The organism is Achromobacter sp. 18P8.1.1, from assembly GCF_057799415.1.
Map to the genome: position 1 here is coordinate 34,552 of NZ_JBYOKH010000050.1, position 14,712 is coordinate 49,263.

At 67.3% G+C, this 14,712-nt stretch carries 13 protein-coding genes; all 13 read left to right on the forward strand.

Going from position 1 to position 14,712, the window contains the following annotated elements; genetic code table 11:
* Positions 1–90 precede the first annotated feature (90 nt).
* The 13 genes from AC27VE_RS24800 to AC27VE_RS24860 all read left to right on the forward strand — a co-directional run bounded on the left by AC27VE_RS24800 (position 91) and on the right by AC27VE_RS24860 (position 14,303).
* Complete coding sequence (locus tag AC27VE_RS24800; protein ID WP_488705274.1) at positions 91–894, forward strand: enoyl-CoA hydratase; 804 nt, start codon at positions 91–93, stop codon at positions 892–894.
* On the forward strand, positions 891–2,975 hold the full coding sequence (locus AC27VE_RS24805; RefSeq protein WP_488705276.1) for an acetate--CoA ligase family protein: 2,085 nt from the start codon (positions 891–893) through the stop codon (positions 2,973–2,975). Before AC27VE_RS24800 ends, AC27VE_RS24805 begins: the two co-directional genes overlap by 4 nt.
* A 54-nt stretch (positions 2,976–3,029) precedes the next feature.
* The gene (locus tag AC27VE_RS24810; protein ID WP_035213480.1) at positions 3,030–3,998 is read left to right on the forward strand and encodes a Bug family tripartite tricarboxylate transporter substrate binding protein; all 969 of its coding nucleotides are present in this window, start codon (positions 3,030–3,032) and stop codon (positions 3,996–3,998) included.
* A 5-nt stretch (positions 3,999–4,003) separates the two neighbouring features.
* Positions 4,004–5,188 (forward strand): acyl-CoA dehydrogenase family protein, encoded by a 1,185-nt coding sequence (locus tag AC27VE_RS24815; protein WP_488705277.1) that lies wholly within the window; start codon positions 4,004–4,006, stop codon positions 5,186–5,188.
* A 1-nt stretch (position 5,189) separates the two neighbouring features.
* On the forward strand, positions 5,190–6,242 hold the full coding sequence (locus AC27VE_RS24820; protein WP_488705278.1) for an acyl-CoA dehydrogenase family protein: 1,053 nt from the start codon (positions 5,190–5,192) through the stop codon (positions 6,240–6,242).
* Between the two features lie 80 nt (positions 6,243–6,322).
* Positions 6,323–7,093, forward strand: a complete 771-nt coding sequence (locus AC27VE_RS24825) for a class I SAM-dependent methyltransferase (protein ID WP_315135380.1) — start codon at positions 6,323–6,325, stop codon at positions 7,091–7,093.
* A gap of 126 nt (positions 7,094–7,219) precedes the next feature.
* On the forward strand, positions 7,220–7,972 hold the full coding sequence (locus AC27VE_RS24830; protein WP_006225640.1) for a GntR family transcriptional regulator: 753 nt from the start codon (positions 7,220–7,222) through the stop codon (positions 7,970–7,972).
* Positions 7,923–9,239 (forward strand): malonyl-CoA decarboxylase domain-containing protein, encoded by a 1,317-nt coding sequence (locus tag AC27VE_RS24835; RefSeq protein WP_280026758.1) that lies wholly within the window; start codon positions 7,923–7,925, stop codon positions 9,237–9,239. Before AC27VE_RS24830 ends, AC27VE_RS24835 begins: the two co-directional genes overlap by 50 nt.
* 47 nt (positions 9,240–9,286) lie before the next feature.
* Positions 9,287–10,078, forward strand: coding sequence for an enoyl-CoA hydratase/isomerase family protein (locus AC27VE_RS24840; RefSeq protein WP_488705279.1), 792 nt, complete (start codon positions 9,287–9,289; stop codon positions 10,076–10,078).
* 5 nt (positions 10,079–10,083) lie between these two features.
* Positions 10,084–11,625, forward strand: coding sequence for a malonate--CoA ligase (locus tag AC27VE_RS24845; RefSeq protein ID WP_488705280.1), 1,542 nt, complete (start codon positions 10,084–10,086; stop codon positions 11,623–11,625).
* A 163-nt stretch (positions 11,626–11,788) separates the two neighbouring features.
* Entirely contained in the window at positions 11,789–12,760 is a 972-nt protein-coding gene (locus AC27VE_RS24850; protein WP_488705281.1) for a Bug family tripartite tricarboxylate transporter substrate binding protein, read from the forward strand.
* An 80-nt stretch (positions 12,761–12,840) separates the two neighbouring features.
* The gene (locus AC27VE_RS24855) at positions 12,841–13,341 is read left to right on the forward strand and encodes a sigma-70 family RNA polymerase sigma factor (protein WP_088589003.1); all 501 of its coding nucleotides are present in this window, start codon (positions 12,841–12,843) and stop codon (positions 13,339–13,341) included.
* On the forward strand, positions 13,338–14,303 hold the full coding sequence (locus tag AC27VE_RS24860; RefSeq protein WP_488705282.1) for a FecR domain-containing protein: 966 nt from the start codon (positions 13,338–13,340) through the stop codon (positions 14,301–14,303). Before AC27VE_RS24855 ends, AC27VE_RS24860 begins: the two co-directional genes overlap by 4 nt.
* Positions 14,304–14,712: the final 409 nt, after the last annotated feature.

Genomic DNA, 14,712 nt, shown 5'->3' on the forward strand with positions numbered 1-14,712 from the left:
ATTTTGTATTCTAGGATTTAAGGTGCGTTAATTCAATCCAGTCGATCCGCGCCGGTGTCGAGCGCGGGCATAGCAAGAGACGAGGAGACTATGGAATACGCCACCCTGGCCGTCGAGCGGTTTGACTCGGTATGCCGCATCAGCCTGGCGCGCGAGTCCGCGCGCAATGCCCAAAGCCAGCAGATGCTGGATGAACTGGACGACACCCTGACGCGTGCCGAGCAAGACGATTCCGTGCGAGTCGTGGTACTGGCCGGACGCGGCGCGCATTTTTCGGCGGGCCACGACCTGAAGGAAGCTCAGGCCAAGCGCGCCGACTTCACCGTGGAAGAGCGCTGGGACTACGAGTCGCGCCGCTATTACGGCTATTGCCTGCGCATCTGGGACTTTCCGAAGCCGACCGTTGCCCAGGTACAGGGCGCCTGCGTCGCCGGCGGATTCATGATCGCCAACATGTGCGACCTGGTGGTGTGTTCCGACACGGCATACTTTTCGGATCCGGTGGGCCACACCTTGGCGGCCGCCGCCACCGAAGTGCTGATCCATCCGTGGGTGATGGGCCTGCGCAAGGCCAAGGAAATGCTCTACACCGGCGAGAAGGTCGACGCGCAGGAAGCGCTGCGCATCGGCATGGTGAACCGCGTCGTGCCCGAGGCCGAACTGGATGAGGCCACGCTGGCGTTGGCGCGGCGCATCGCGCAGGCGCCGCCATTCGGCCTGCGCCTGATCAAGCGGTCGCTGAACCGTACCGCGGACGCCCAAGGGTTCCGCACGGCGCTGTCGGCGCACTTCGACACGCACCAGCTCTCGCACCTGAGCGAGGAATTCCAGGCGGTGCGCGAGCGCGGGCTGGCCCAAGCCATCCAGCGCAACAAGAAGGGCGAGGCCGCATGAGAACGCCCTTGGATTGCCTGCTGAACCCGGGGTCCATCGCCATGATCGGCGCCAGCGCCAATGCCGGCCGCATCGGCGGCATGCCCCTGGAACTTCTGACCCGTTTCGGTTACGCCGGTGGCATCTATCCCGTGAACCCCAAGTATCAGGAAGTGTTCGGCAAGCGTTGCTGGCCGGACATCGAAGCCGTGCCTGAACCGGTGGATCTGGCCGTGCTGGCGATCGGCGCTGCCGAGGTCACGCCCATGCTGCGCCGCTGCCACGCCAAAGGCGTGCGCGCCGCCATTGTCTATGCCGCCGGCTTTGCCGAGGCGGGCGGCGAGGGCGCGCGCTTGCAGGACGAACTGGAAGCCTTCGTCGCCGAAAGCGGCATGGCCGTGGCGGGTCCGAACTGCATGGGATTCGCCAACCTGAACACGCAGGCGCACACGGCGTTTGCCTCGGTCTTCAAGACGGCGCCGGCGCAAACCGGCCCGGGCGTCGTCAGCCTGCTGACGCAAAGCGGCAACGTGTGCGCGGCGGTGTACGCCATCGCGCGCAGGCTGGACCTGCCGTTTTCGCACTTCATCAATACCGGCAATGAAGCGTGCCTGGATTTCTCGCAGTACCTGGAATATCTGGCGGCCGATCCGCAGACGGAAATCGTGCTGGGCTACATCGAGCAGTTGCGCGACGGCGACCGCTTCGTGCGCGCCTGCCGTGAGCTTGAGCGCCAGGGCAAGCTGCTGATCGCGCTGAAGGCGGGCAGCACGGACAAGGGTGCACAGGCCGTGCGGTCCCACACGTCCGCCCTGGCGGGGGACCGGCGCGTGTACGCGGCGGCCTTCCGCCAGTTGAACGTCATCGAGGCGTCGGACTTCGCGCAGATGGCGCATCTGGCCAGCCTGGCGACGCTGCGCCACCGCAGCGCGGGCAAACGGGTCGCCGTGCTGACGATGTCGGGCGCGCTGGGCGCGATCCTGGCCGACAAGTTCATCGGCGCGGGGCTGGACTTGCCCGATCTGCCCGAATCCCTGCAAGCCGTGCTGCGCGGCGGTATTCCCGATTACGGCATGGTCGGCAACCCCGTGGACGTGACGGGTAACGTAGTCAACGATCCGGACTTCGTGCGCACCGTGCTGCAGGCCCTGGCGACGACGGACGCGATCGACGCCGTGGTGGTCTATGCACCGGGTTACATGCTGGACCGCATGGCGGACGCGCTGGCCGAGGCTTCGCGCCAGCACGCGCGCTTGTTCGTCGCGATCGATACCGGCCTGGCGCAAAGCCGCGCCGCCTTGCGCGAGGCGGAAGTCGCCGTGTTCGAAGACCTGGGGCAAGCCGTGTCCGCTCTGGCGCCGTACCTGCTGTGGTGCGAAGCGCGCGGCGCCAAGCGCATCGCGCCGATGCCGCGCCTGGACGCGGCGCCCGTGCCCGCGCTGCCCTGCAATGAAGTCGATGCGCGTGCATACGTGGCCGCTTTCGGACTGCCGCAGGCGATGGCGTCTGCCGCGCGCGATGCTGGCGAGGCAGTAGCCCACGCGCGCGCAGCGGGCTATCCCGTGGCGCTGAAGATCCTGAGCGCCGACATCGCGCACAAGACCGAAGCCGGCGGCGTGGCGCTGGGGCTGGCCGACGACGCGGCGGTCCAGGCGGCCTGCGCCCAGGTGCGCCACTCCGCCAGCCAGGCGCAGCCCGATGCGCGCATCGATGGCGTGATGGTGCAGAAGATGGAACGCGGCGTGGCCGAAATCATCGTGGGCGCCACGCGCGATCCCGTGTTCGGCCCGGTCCTGACCGTGGGCCTGGGCGGCGTGCTGACCGAGCTGTACCAGGACACCAGCCACCGCTTGCTGCCCGTGGATGAGGACATCGCCTTGCAGATGCTGCGCGAACTCAAGGCGTATCCCCTGCTGGACGGTTACCGGGGCAAACCCCGCGCCGATCTGGCTGCTGCGTGCCGAAGCATCGTCGCCGTGGGCAATGCCCTGCTTGCGGCGCCCGCGGAAGTGGCAGAAATTGAAGTGAATCCATTGCTGATCAAAGAGGCAGGACAAGGCGTCGCGGTGCTGGACGCGCTGATCCTGCCCGCAACCCCGTAGCGCGAACACGCAATCACGCAACCTCGCGCAGCGTATCCCCAGGAGGAGACAAGCATGATGAAGAGACTATTGGCCGGCGTCGCGCTGGCCTGCATCGGCGTCGCGAACCCGGCGCTTGCCCAGGATCCGTATCCCACCCGTCCCGTACGCATCGTGGTGCCGTTTTCGCCGGGCGGCGCGGCGGACATCATGAGCCGGCTGCTGGCCGAGCGCCTGACGGCGAAGCTGGGGCAGACCGTGATTGTCGAGAACAAGCCGGGCGGTGGGACGATGATCGCGTCCGACTACGTGTCGCGCGCCGAGCCCGACGGCTACACCTTGCTGATGGCGGCGTCGTCGCTGGGCATTGCGCCCAGCATCTACGCCAAGGTCAACTACGACCCCATCAAGGACTTCGCGCCGGTCAGCCAGGTGGCGTCGGTCGTGCACGTGCTGGAAGTGCATCCGTCGATCCCGGCCAAGAACGTGGGGGAACTGATCGTCTACCTGAAGGCCAATCCGGGCAAGGTCAGCTACGGCTCGGTCGGCACCGGCAGCTCGACGCACCTGGAAGCCGAACTCTTCAACAGCATGGCGGGCACGCAGATGGCGCATATCCCGTACAAGGGCAGCGCGCCCGCGCTGAACGATCTGGTGGCCGGACGCATCCAGGTGATGTTCGACGCCTGGGCGTCGTCGGGCCCCTTCGTCAAGGACGGCAAGCTGCGTGCGCTGGCCGTGACCACGACGCGGCAGTCGGCGTCGGTGCCGGACCTGCCGACGGTGGCGGCCTCGGGCTTGCCGGGCTATTCAGCCATGCCATGGCTGGGGCTGGTGGCTCCCGCGCGCACGCCGCAGCCGGTGATCGACAAGCTCTACCAGAACCTGGCGCAGATCCTCGCGCAACCCGATGTGAAGGCGCAGTTCGTAGGCCTGGGGCTGGACATCATCGGCAGCGATCCCAAGACGTTTTCCGCTTTCATCCGTCAAGACGTGACCACCTGGGCCAAGGTGGCGCGCGAGTCCAACATCCGCCTGGAGTAGCACGCATGAGTCGATGGGAGAGTGCGGCGCAGGATGACGCCGCTTTCCGCCAGGAACTGCGCGGCTGGCTGGCTTCGGCCTATGCCCGTTTTGCCCGGGATTGGCCGGGCGGCGCGGCGCCGCGCGACCTGGATTTTCGGCGCGCGTGGGAAGACACCCTGTGCGCCAATGGCTGGTCTGGCCTGGGGTGGCCAAAGGCGTACGGCGGGCAGGACTTGCCGCTGTCGCGCCAAGCCGTGTTCCATGAAGAACATGCACGCTGCGGCGCGCCGCTGGGCGTGAACCTGATCGGCCACGGCATTCTGGCGCCGACCTTGCTGCACTTTGGCACCGAACTGCAAAAGCGGCGTTTCCTGCCCGGCATCCTGGCCAACCGCGAGGTCTGGTGCCAGGGGTATTCGGAGCCGGGCGCCGGGTCCGACTTGGCATCGGTGCGCACGCGCGCAGAAGCGGTGGCGGGCGGCTACCGGCTGAATGGCCACAAGATCTGGACGTCGTTCGCCGACCGCGCGCAGTGGTGCTTCGTCCTGGCGCGCACCGATCCGCAGGCGCCCAAGCACCGTGGCCTGAGTTTCCTGCTGGTAGACATGCGCAGCCCTGGCGTTCGCGTGGAACCCATCAGGCAGATCACCGGCGAAGCCGAATTCTGCGAGGTGTTCTTCGAGGACGTCTTCGTGCCGCAGGACCTGCTGCTGGGAGAGGCGAACCAGGGCTGGAAAGTGGCGATGGCCGCCGCCAGCTTCGAGCGCGGCACCTACTTCATTCCCCGTCTGGTGCGCTTTGCCCAGGAGCTGGCTGTGGTGCGCCGCCTGGCGTTGCGCCCCGATGCGTACGGGCACGTGCCGGCCTCGTCCGCAGCCGTCCGCCACAAGTGGGCGCGGCTGGCGGCCGACAGCCATGTGCTGGCGCGGAAATCGCAGCGCGCGCTAAGCGCCGCCATGCGGGGCGACCCGCCCGGCCCGGAAGGCTCATCCACCAAGATCCACTGGAGCGAGGCGCACCAGCGCCTGCTGGAACTGTCGATGCAACTGCTCGGCGAAACAGCTTGCGTGGCGGAGGGCGCTGACGAGCAAGCGGCGGCGCTGACGCATGCCTACCTGTGGTCGCGCGCGGAAACCATTCTTGCCGGCACGTCCGAGATCCAGCGAAACATCATCGCCGAGCAAATGCTGGGCTTGCCCAAAGGCTGACATGACTTTGCCCCTGACTGAAGACCAGCGCATGCTGCAAGACGCGGCGCAGCGCTTCCTGGCCGATCGCCACCCGCCTGCCGTGGCGCGCGGCGCGGGTGGCCGCGCGGCTGATGCCCGGCTGGCCCTGTGGGCCGACATCGCGGCGCAAGGCTGGCCCGCGCTGCTGGCGCCCACCGCGTCCGACGGCCTGGGATTGGGCCTGCGCGAAGCCTGGATCGTGGCCGAGGCCGCCGGGCGGCATCTGCTCAGCCTGCCGCTGGTGGCCAATATGGTCGTGCTGCCCACCTTATGCGAGGCCGGCCTTGAGGGCGCGCCCGCGCAATGGGCGCGCACGATGATGGAAGGCGGCGCGTATTTCGCTGACGCGGCGTTGCGCCCGGATGGGTCCGTCTTTTTCGAGGGCGCGGGCGACGGCGTGCCGGCGCTTGCGGTGCGCAACATCGGCCCGCATGCCTTGCGGCTGGAGCGCTATGCGCCGGCGGCGGGCGTTGCGGGCTTGGACGCCACGATGCCGGTGGCGCAGGTGGCGCGCCCCGAATTGCTGGACCGCATCGATGTGCAAGTCAGGGCCGGCACCTGGCGGCGGCTGCGGACGCGGCTGTGCCTGCTGCGTTCGGCCGAATTGCTGGGCGCGGCATCGGCTGCGCTGGACATGGCCGCGGCCCATGCCCGCGAGCGCCGCCAGTTCGACCGCGCCATCGGCGCCAACCAGGCGATCAAGCATCGCCTGGCCGATGACTGGATGGCGCTGGATGACGTGCGGCTTGCCGGCATGGCGGCGGCGTCGGCGCACGATGCCGGGGATTCTTCCGCCGATCGCGACAGCCTGTACGTGCCCTTGCTGGCGGTGGAGGGGGGACGCCGCGCGGCGCAGAACGCCATCCAGGTGCATGGCGCGATGGGCGTGACCTGGGAATGCGACGTCCACTTGTATCTGAAGCGGGTGTTGCGCCTGTCGGCCAGCCTGCATGCCGAGGCGTCTTGCGCGGAACTGCTGGAGCGAATCTGGGAGGGTGCGGCAGAGGAAGAGGCGGTCATTTCCGCCATGTGATGCGAGACAGAGGTATCGCGCCTGATGGCGGACTGGGCGGGCCGTCTGACGCCAGGCGGCGTCCGACCTACAATCCCGCCATGAATAAATCGAACTTCCCCTCTGAACTGGACCAGCCGACGCTGTCCGAAGTGGACGGCGTCCGCTATCTGCACTTCAACACCGAATGGGTCCAGGGTGCGATGCGCATCAAGAATCCGTCGGAACTGGTGCTGGAATACACCGGGCAGATGATGGCCTGGCTGCTGTTCCTGGAACCGCCCAAGGAAGAGGCCATCGGCATGCTGGGCCTGGGCGCGGGATCGCTCGTGCGGTTCTGCGTGAAGCACACGCGCAGCCCGTTGCTGGCGGTGGAATGGAACCCGCGCGTGACGGCGGCTTGCCACATGTTCTTCCGCCTGCCGGGCGAAAACCGGCTGACGGTCGAGCACACGGATGCCGGTGTATGGGTGGCCGACCCGATGAACGCCGGACGCTGCCCGGTGCTGATGGTCGACCTGTACGACGCTGCGGCCCAAGGGCCGGTGCGCGACAGCGTGAAGTTCTACCGCGACTGCCGCCGCGTGCTGGGCGATGTGGGGGTGCTGGCGGTCAACCTGTTCGGCCGCCACGACAGCTTCGGCAAGAACATCGACAACCTGTCCAAGGCGTTCGATGACCGCGTGGTGCTGCTGCCGGAAATCGACGCCGGCAACCAGATCGTGCTGGCCTTTTCCGGCCCCAGCCTGGCGATCACCCCGGCGGAACTGCTGGAACGCGCCGAGGTCGTGGAAGCCAAGTACGGCCTGCCCGCGCGCCGCTGGGCGCGGGCGCTGACCCGCCACGCCGTGGACGGGGTGCTGCATTTCTAAGGCGCGGGCGCCCAAAATCTTATTAGGGTAGTCACGGGGCGGAAGGGGGTTTACCTTTCCGCCCGCCGGGATCTATCATGGGCTTATTCATAATTATGAATTACGGCGCAACCAAAGCCGTCCCCCATGAGCCAACCTATCGTCCGTCAAGCCCTGTACCTGGAAGTCGCGGATCGGCTGCGCGCCATGATCCACGCGCGCGCGCTGAGCAACGGCGAATGGATTGACGAAATGCGGCTGGCGGGCGAACTGGGTATTTCCCGCACCCCCCTGCGCGAAGCCTTGAAGGTCCTGGCCACCGAAGGGCTCGTGCGGCTGGAGCCGCGGCGCGGCTGCTTCGTCAACGAACTGTCCACGCAAGACCTGGAAGACATTTTTCCGCTGATGGCCATGCTGGAAGGGCGCTGCGCCTTCGAGGCCGCACGCAAGGCCAGCGACGCGGAACTGGCGGCGCTTGAGCCCCTGCACGCCGAACTGGCGGGCCATGCCAAGGCCGGCCGCATCGACGCCTACTACCAGACCAACTACCTGATCCACGAAGCCGTGCAGGCCTTGTCGGGCAACCAGTGGCTGACGGACATGGTGGGCAACCTGCGCAAGGTGCTTAGCCTGTCGCGGCACCGCAGCCTGGCGCGGCCGGGACGCATCGAACAGTCTTGCGCCGAACACCTGGCCATCTTCGCCGCCTTGAAAGCGCATGACAGCGACGCCGCGCAGGCGCTCGCGCACACCCATTTGATGCGGCAGCTGGAAGCGCTGCGCGCATTAGCCAATGAAGACGCCGCCGATCCGGCGTTATCCGATCCCATCGTCATCCAGGAGCCCGCCCATGTCCGTACCCGCCAATCTCGCGCCCGCGCGGGGCGCACGCACGCCTGAGCCCGAGGCCGAAGCGATCGACGCCGCATCGGCCGCCGAAAGCGCCAGCCTGATGACGCGGCTGGGCCGCCTGTGGGAGCGCGGGCGCCTGCCCAGCGAATCCGAAGTGCGGCGCCTGTTCGAGGCGCGCCTGACGGACGTGGCCGCGAACAAGCTGGCGCGCCGCTGGTGCGAGCAGTACAGCGCAGCCGACGGCAAGGACCGCCGGCTGATGCTGGCCGCGTTGGCGCAGGTGCGCGCCACCTATGCGGGTGAGGGCGGCGAAGGCACGCGCTTGTTCAAGCGCTTCAACGCCCAGGCGCAAGGCCTGCGCTTCCTGGTGGAGCTGCGCGCCGACATGCTGCGCTGGCGCAAGCAGGTCGCGGGTATCCAGAGCCTGGACAAAGAGCTCGAAGGTCTCTTGTCGGCCTGGTTCGACGTGGGCCTGCTGGAGCTGCGTCCGCTCACCTGGGATTCGCCGGCGTCGCTGCTGGAAAAATTGATCCTGTACGAAGCCGTGCATGAAATCACGTCGTGGGACGACCTGCGCCGCCGCGTGTCGCCCGACCGCCGTTGCTATGCGTACTTCCATCCGCAGATGCCCGGCGTGCCGCTCATCTTCGTGGAAGTGGCTTTTGCCAGCCAGATGGCCGACAACGTGCAGGTGCTGCTGGACAGCACGCTGCCGCCGCAGGACCTGGACAAGGCGCGCTGGGCGATCTTCTATTCCATCTCGAATACCCAACCGGGCTTGAAGGGCATCAGCTTCGGCAACTTCCTGCTCAAGCGCGTGGTCGAGCAATTGTTGGACGAACTGCCCAAGCTGAAGTCGTTCGCCACCTTGTCGCCGATTCCGGGGTTTTCCGACTGGCTGGGCAAGCTGGACGCCGAATCCGTCGAGGCCATCGTGCGTGAAGACAAGGCGCGCGCCAAGGAACGCAAGCGCGAAGGCGTGCCGGACGGGCAGCGCTGGGTGTCGCGTCTGGCCCAGGCCGCGCAAGGCCGCACGTCGGACGTCGTCAAGCGCGCGGGTTTCCGCCTGGCCGCCAGCTATCTGCAATCCATGAAGAACAATTTGCCGCTGGACGCCGTGGCGCGTTTCCACCTGGGCAATGGCGCGCGCATCGAACGCCTGAACTGGGCGGCTGACACGTCGCAGAAGGGGCTCAAGCAGTCTTGCGGCCTGATGGTTAACTATCTATACGACCTGGACGAGCTGGACACGAATCTGGCCAAGCTGGGCGAAGGCAAGCCGCAAGTCAGCCGGAGCGTGGGCCGCGTGGCCTGACCGCCGGATACACGGCGCCATCCATCAAGAAGAAAAGGGCAGGGGACATGACGGAAGACGTGACTGGCCGCGTGCGGCTGGAGCGCGAGGGGACGCTGGCCTGGGTGACGCTGTCTCACCCCGGCCGCCTGAACGCGATAACGGTGGGCATGTGGCGCGAACTGCAGGACGTGTTCACGCAGCTTGCCGCCGACGACTCCCTGCGCTGCGTGATCGTGCGCGGCGAGGGCGGCAACTTCGCCGCGGGCGCGGACATCCGCGAGTTTCCTGCCCAGCGCGCCGATATGGCGGGCGTGCAACGCTATCACCGCGACATCCTGGCGCCGGCGCTGCGAGCCGTGGCCCAATGCCCGCATCCCGTCATCGCGCAGATCGAAGGCGTGTGCGTGGGTGGCGGGCTGGAGATCGCCAGCCAATGCGACCTGCGCATCGCAGGGGCGTCGGCGCGCTTCGGCGTACCCATCAACCGGCTGGGCTTTCCCATGGCGCCCGATGAAATGCTCGGGCTGCTGGCGTTGGCCGGCCGTGCGGCCACGCTGGCCATCCTGCTGGAAGGCCGCGTGTTCGGCGCCGAAGAGGCGCAGGGACTGGGCCTCCTGACCCGCATCGTGGCGGATGATCAGGTTACCGAGGCCACGCGCCGCAGCGCCGACCGCATCGCCCAGGGCGCGCCGCTGGCCGCCCGCATCAACAAGCGCTTGTCCGCAAGGCTGGCCCAAGGCGGCGCCTTGACCGAGGACGAGTATCAGGATTATTTCTCCTATGCCGAAAGCCGGGACCACAAGGAAGGCGTGCGCGCTTTCCTGGCCGGCGTAGACCCTTCCTTTTCCGGAGACTGACCAAGGTGAGCAACGCCAACCTCTATGCTGTCCTGCAAGGCGGCTTTCCCGAAGACCGCAGCAAAGTCGCGCTGGAAACGCCCGACCTTGAATACACCTGGGATGACATCGACCGCGCCACCGCGTGCCTGGCCAACCTGCTGACGTCGCTGGACCTGCCGGCCGGCTCGCGCGTGGCGGTGCAAGTCGAAAAGTCGCCCGAAGCGCTGCTGCTGTACCTGGCCACGCTGCGCGCCGGCCTGGTGTATCTGCCGTTGAACACCGCGTACCGCGAATCCGAGATCGAATACTTCCTGGGCAATGCCGAGCCGGCCGTGGTGGTCTGCGCCAGCAAGAATCGCGACTGGGTGCAGCGCGCGGCCGATCGCGCCGGTTGCGCGCACGTCTACACGCTGGACGAGGACCGCACTGGCACGCTGCTGGCGGCCGCCGGCGGCTTGCCGCAAACCTTCAAGACCGTGGCCCGCAAGCCGGATGACCTGGCGGCCATTCTGTACACGTCCGGCACCACCGGCCGCAGCAAGGGCGCGATGCTGTCGCACGGCAACCTGGCGGCCAACGCGCAGGTGCTGCACGAATACTGGGGCTGGCGCGAAGACGACGTGCTGCTGCACATGCTGCCCATCTTCCACGTGCATGGCCTGTTCGTGGCTTCGCACGGCGCCTTGCTGGCCGGCGCCAAGATGATCTGGCTGCCCAAGCTGGATGCCGACCAGGCGCTGCATTACCTGCCGCAAAGCACGGTGATGATGGGGGTGCCGACCTACTACGTGCGCCTTTTGGCGGATCCGCGTTTCGACCGTGCCGTGTGCGCCAAGATGCGCCTGTTCATCTCGGGCTCGGCCCCGCTGCTGGCCGAAACGTTTTCCGACTTCAAGTCCCGCAGCGGCCACGCCATCCTGGAACGCTACGGCATGAGCGAAACCGTCATGCTGACGTCCAACCCCTACGATCCGAAACTGGGCGAACGCCTGGCCGGCACGGTTGGACGCGCGCTACCCGGCGTGCAGGTGCGGGTGGTGGATGACGCGGGCATTGCGCTGGCGCCGGGTGAAATCGGCAACGTGCAGGTGCGCGGCCCCAACGTGTTCTCGGGCTACTGGCGCATGCCGGAAAAGACCCGTGAAGAATTCACGGAAGACGGCTGGTTCAAGACGGGCGACGTGGGCCGCTGGGGCGGGGAATCCGCCGGGCGCGACGTGCCGGCCGACTACCTGTCCATCGTTGGCCGCAGCAAGGACCTGATCATCTCGGGCGGCTTCAACGTCTACCCGAAAGAGATCGAGACCCTGATCGACGACATGCCCGGCGTGGCGGAATCGGCTGTCATCGGCGTACCGCACGCGGACTTCGGCGAAGCCGTGGTGGCCGTGGTGGTGCCCAAGGACGGCGTGTCGCTGGACGCAGGCGCCATGCAGCTTGAGCTGAAGTCGCGCATCGCGAACTTCAAGGTGCCCAAGCGCGTGCACATCATTGACCAGCTGCCGCGCAACACCATGGGCAAGGTGCAAAAGAACGTGCTGCGCGAAACCTATAAGGCGCTTTGACGCCAGCCAGGATGCCGGTCCCGATGGGCCGGCATTTTTTTATTCAAGGAGGTCCATCCCCACCCAACGCAACGCCGTCCTGGCAGCTTCATTCCATAAGAATTTCAAGAGACGAGACGCACAAAACCGCGCCGTCCCCATGATGCAGCAAAGAGGAGACAACATGACATATCGCAAGACCGCCGCGGCCGTATTCGCCGTGGCCGCCCTGGGTTTCGGCGGCATCGCCGCCGCCCAATGGCCCGAGCGTCCCATCACGCTGATCGTCCCGTTCCCCGCAGGCGGGGGCACCGACACCTTCGCCCGTCCGCTGGCCCAGCAACTGACCACGCAGTTGGGTCAGGCGGTGGTCATCGACAACAAGGGCGGGGCGGGCGGCACGGTGGGCGCAGGCGTGGCCGCCAAGGCGCGGCCCGACGGCTACACCTTCTTCATGGGCGGCGCGCATCACGCGCTGGCCCCGTCGCTGTACAAGAGCCTGAACTACAACATCCAGAAGGATTTCGTGCCCGTCGCCCTGGTGGCCCAGCCGCCGCAGGTGGTGGTCATCAACGCCACCAAGCTGCCGGTGAAGACCTTGCAGGAATTCATCGACTACGCCAAGAAGCATCCTGGCGAGATCAACTACGGCACGGCCGGCAAAGGCAGCACGCACCACCTCGCCGGCGAACTCTTCGCCATGCAGACCGGGATCAAGCTGGTCGACGTGCCCTACCAGGGCGCGGGTCCGATGTTGTCGGCGCTGATCGGCGGCCAGGTGGACCTGGCGTTCGACGGCCTGGGTTCGTCGTCCGGCCATATCCGCGCGGGCGTGATCAAGCCATTGGCGGTGGCCGCCACCGAGCGCTCGGCGTCCTTGCCCGATGTCCCGACCGCCGCCGAGGCCGGCGTGCCCAACTACGTCGTGTCGACCTGGTACGCCATCTGGGCGCCAGCCGGCACGCCGAAAGAGGCCGTCGACAAGATGGCCGTGGAAATCACCAAGGCCTTGAACACGCCGAAGATCAAGGAAACCTGGGCCGGCAACGGGTCGTCGCTCCCCACGCTGACGGGCGCCGATTTCGGCAAATTCGTCGACAGCGAGGTGGATCGCTGGGCAAAAGTCGTGAAGGATTCCGGCGTCAAGCTGGATTAATGCACTCGCACGGACCGGATTCCGATTACTATTGATAATCGTTATCATTGGTAAATCTGCTTTCCGGTCCGTCGAATGCCATGAATCAAAGCGGTTCCCCTGCCCCCGTCGAGGGACTCTACATTCAGCACCAGTCATGGTTGCGCGACTGGCTGCGCCGCAAGACGGGGTGCCCGTTCGACGCGGCCGACCTGACCCACGACACCTACCTGAAAGTGCTGGTGCGGGATGACGACACGCGCACCCTGCGCGAGCCGCGTGCCTATCTGACGACCATCGCGCACGGCCTGATGGTCAATCTGTTCCGCCGCCGCGACATCGAACGCGCGTATCTGGACAGCCTGGCGCTGGTCGAAGACGCGTTCGCGCCATCGCCCGAGCGCCGCGCCCTGGCACTGGAAGCGCTGATCGAAATCGACCGCCTGCTCGACGGCCTGCCGGCCAAGGTGCGCAAGGCGTTCCTGCTGGCACAGCTGGAAGGCCTGCGCCACGGCGAGATCGCCGAGCGCATGCAGGTGTCGGTCAGTTCGGTGCGCCAATACCTGGCGCGCGCCATGCAGCACTGCCTGGCGGCCTGGTGAGCCGGCGCGCCACGGCTCGGGCCGAACTGCCGCAATCGGTCATCCGCGAAGCCAGTATCTGGTTCGTCCGCCTGGGCGCCGATGAGGCGACCCCGGAGGACGGCGCCGCCTGTCGCCGCTGGATCGACGCCAGCCCGCTGCATCGGCTGGCGTGGGACCGCGTCGAGATGCTCGGGCGCCAGTTCGGCCAGGTCGAACCACAGGCCGGGCTGGCAGTGCTGGACCGTGTTCCGTCGCGCGGCCGACGCCAGGCCTTGAAGGCCTTGTCGCTGGCGTTGGGCGTGGGCGGGGCGGCGGCGGCCGGCCTGCCGTGGCGGACCTGGACATCGGACTTTGGCACGGTTGTGGGCGAACGCCGCGTCACCACGTTGTCCGACGGCAGTGTGCTTACCCTGAATACCGACAGCGCCGCCGACGTGCGCTTTGACGCCGCGCAGCGGCTGATCGTCCTGCGCAAGGGGGAATTGCATATCGCGTCCCATGCGGACCCGGCGGTTCCGGGCCGCCCGCTCGCGGTCGCCACGCCGCTGGGGCGGATCACCGCGCTCGGCACCCGCTACGTAGTGCGTCTGCTGGAGGGCGAGGCCTGGGTTGCCGTGACGGAAGGCGCGGTCCGGATCGAACCCGTGGCGGGCGGCGAGGGCGCCGCGCGGGTCGTGGAGGCGGGCGCCGGCACCTATTTCAATGCAAGCACCGTTCAGGCCGCAAGGCCCGCGCCGCACGCCGACGCCTGGGTCCAGGGTGCGCTGTTTGCCGACGCGATGCGGCTGGATGCGTTCGTGGACGAACTCAGCCGCTATCGCAAGGGCCGGTTGGTGTGCGATCCGTCGGTGGCGGGCCTGCGCATTTCAGGATCGTTCCCATTGGGCGACACCGACCGCGTCCTGGCCGCGGTGGAGCGCGCGCTGCCGGTGCGCGCCGACCGATACACGCGCTATTGGGTCGTGCTCCGGCCAAAATGAAGGAGGGCCCCCACGCTGCGCACGCGCTGCGTGCTTGCTGCCCCCCGAGGGGGCGTTTTTTGCCTTGGGGCGGCCCGGCGGCAAAAAGGGCCCCCACGCCGCGCACGCGCTGCGTGCTTGCTGCCCCCCGAGGGGGCGCTTTTTGCCTAGGGGCGGCCCGGCGGCAAAAGGGCCCCCACGCTGCGCACGCGTTGCGTGCTTGCTGCCCCCCGAGGGGACGTTTTTTGCCTAGGGGCGGCCCGGCGGCAAAAAAATCCTGAACCACGCTGTCACTTTTGCATTCTCGATTGGCATACGGGTGAAGCAACACCTCACTTCGCCTGGAACCCAACGAAATGTCTCTGCCCTTTTTCCCTTCCCATTCCGCCGCGCCGGCGGGTCTGCGCGTCAAGGCGTTTGCCGCGTTGGT

Excerpts from the sequence above, each read along its gene's own strand:
- AC27VE_RS24800 (WP_488705274.1), top strand. The coding sequence starts at position 91 with ATGGAATACGCCACCCTGGCCGTCGAGCGGTTTGACTCGGTATGCCGC.
- AC27VE_RS24805 (WP_488705276.1), top strand. The coding sequence starts at position 891 with ATGAGAACGCCCTTGGATTGCCTGCTGAACCCGGGGTCCATCGCCATG.
- AC27VE_RS24810 (WP_035213480.1), top strand. The coding sequence starts at position 3,030 with ATGATGAAGAGACTATTGGCCGGCGTCGCGCTGGCCTGCATCGGCGTC.
- AC27VE_RS24815 (WP_488705277.1), top strand. The coding sequence starts at position 4,004 with ATGAGTCGATGGGAGAGTGCGGCGCAGGATGACGCCGCTTTCCGCCAG.
- AC27VE_RS24820 (WP_488705278.1), top strand. The coding sequence starts at position 5,190 with ATGACTTTGCCCCTGACTGAAGACCAGCGCATGCTGCAAGACGCGGCG.
- AC27VE_RS24825 (WP_315135380.1), top strand. The coding sequence starts at position 6,323 with ATGAATAAATCGAACTTCCCCTCTGAACTGGACCAGCCGACGCTGTCC.
- AC27VE_RS24830 (WP_006225640.1), top strand. The coding sequence starts at position 7,220 with ATGAGCCAACCTATCGTCCGTCAAGCCCTGTACCTGGAAGTCGCGGAT.
- AC27VE_RS24835 (WP_280026758.1), top strand. The coding sequence starts at position 7,923 with ATGTCCGTACCCGCCAATCTCGCGCCCGCGCGGGGCGCACGCACGCCT.
- AC27VE_RS24840 (WP_488705279.1), top strand. The coding sequence starts at position 9,287 with ATGACGGAAGACGTGACTGGCCGCGTGCGGCTGGAGCGCGAGGGGACG.
- AC27VE_RS24850 (WP_488705281.1), top strand. The coding sequence starts at position 11,789 with ATGACATATCGCAAGACCGCCGCGGCCGTATTCGCCGTGGCCGCCCTG.
- AC27VE_RS24855 (WP_088589003.1), top strand. The coding sequence starts at position 12,841 with ATGAATCAAAGCGGTTCCCCTGCCCCCGTCGAGGGACTCTACATTCAG.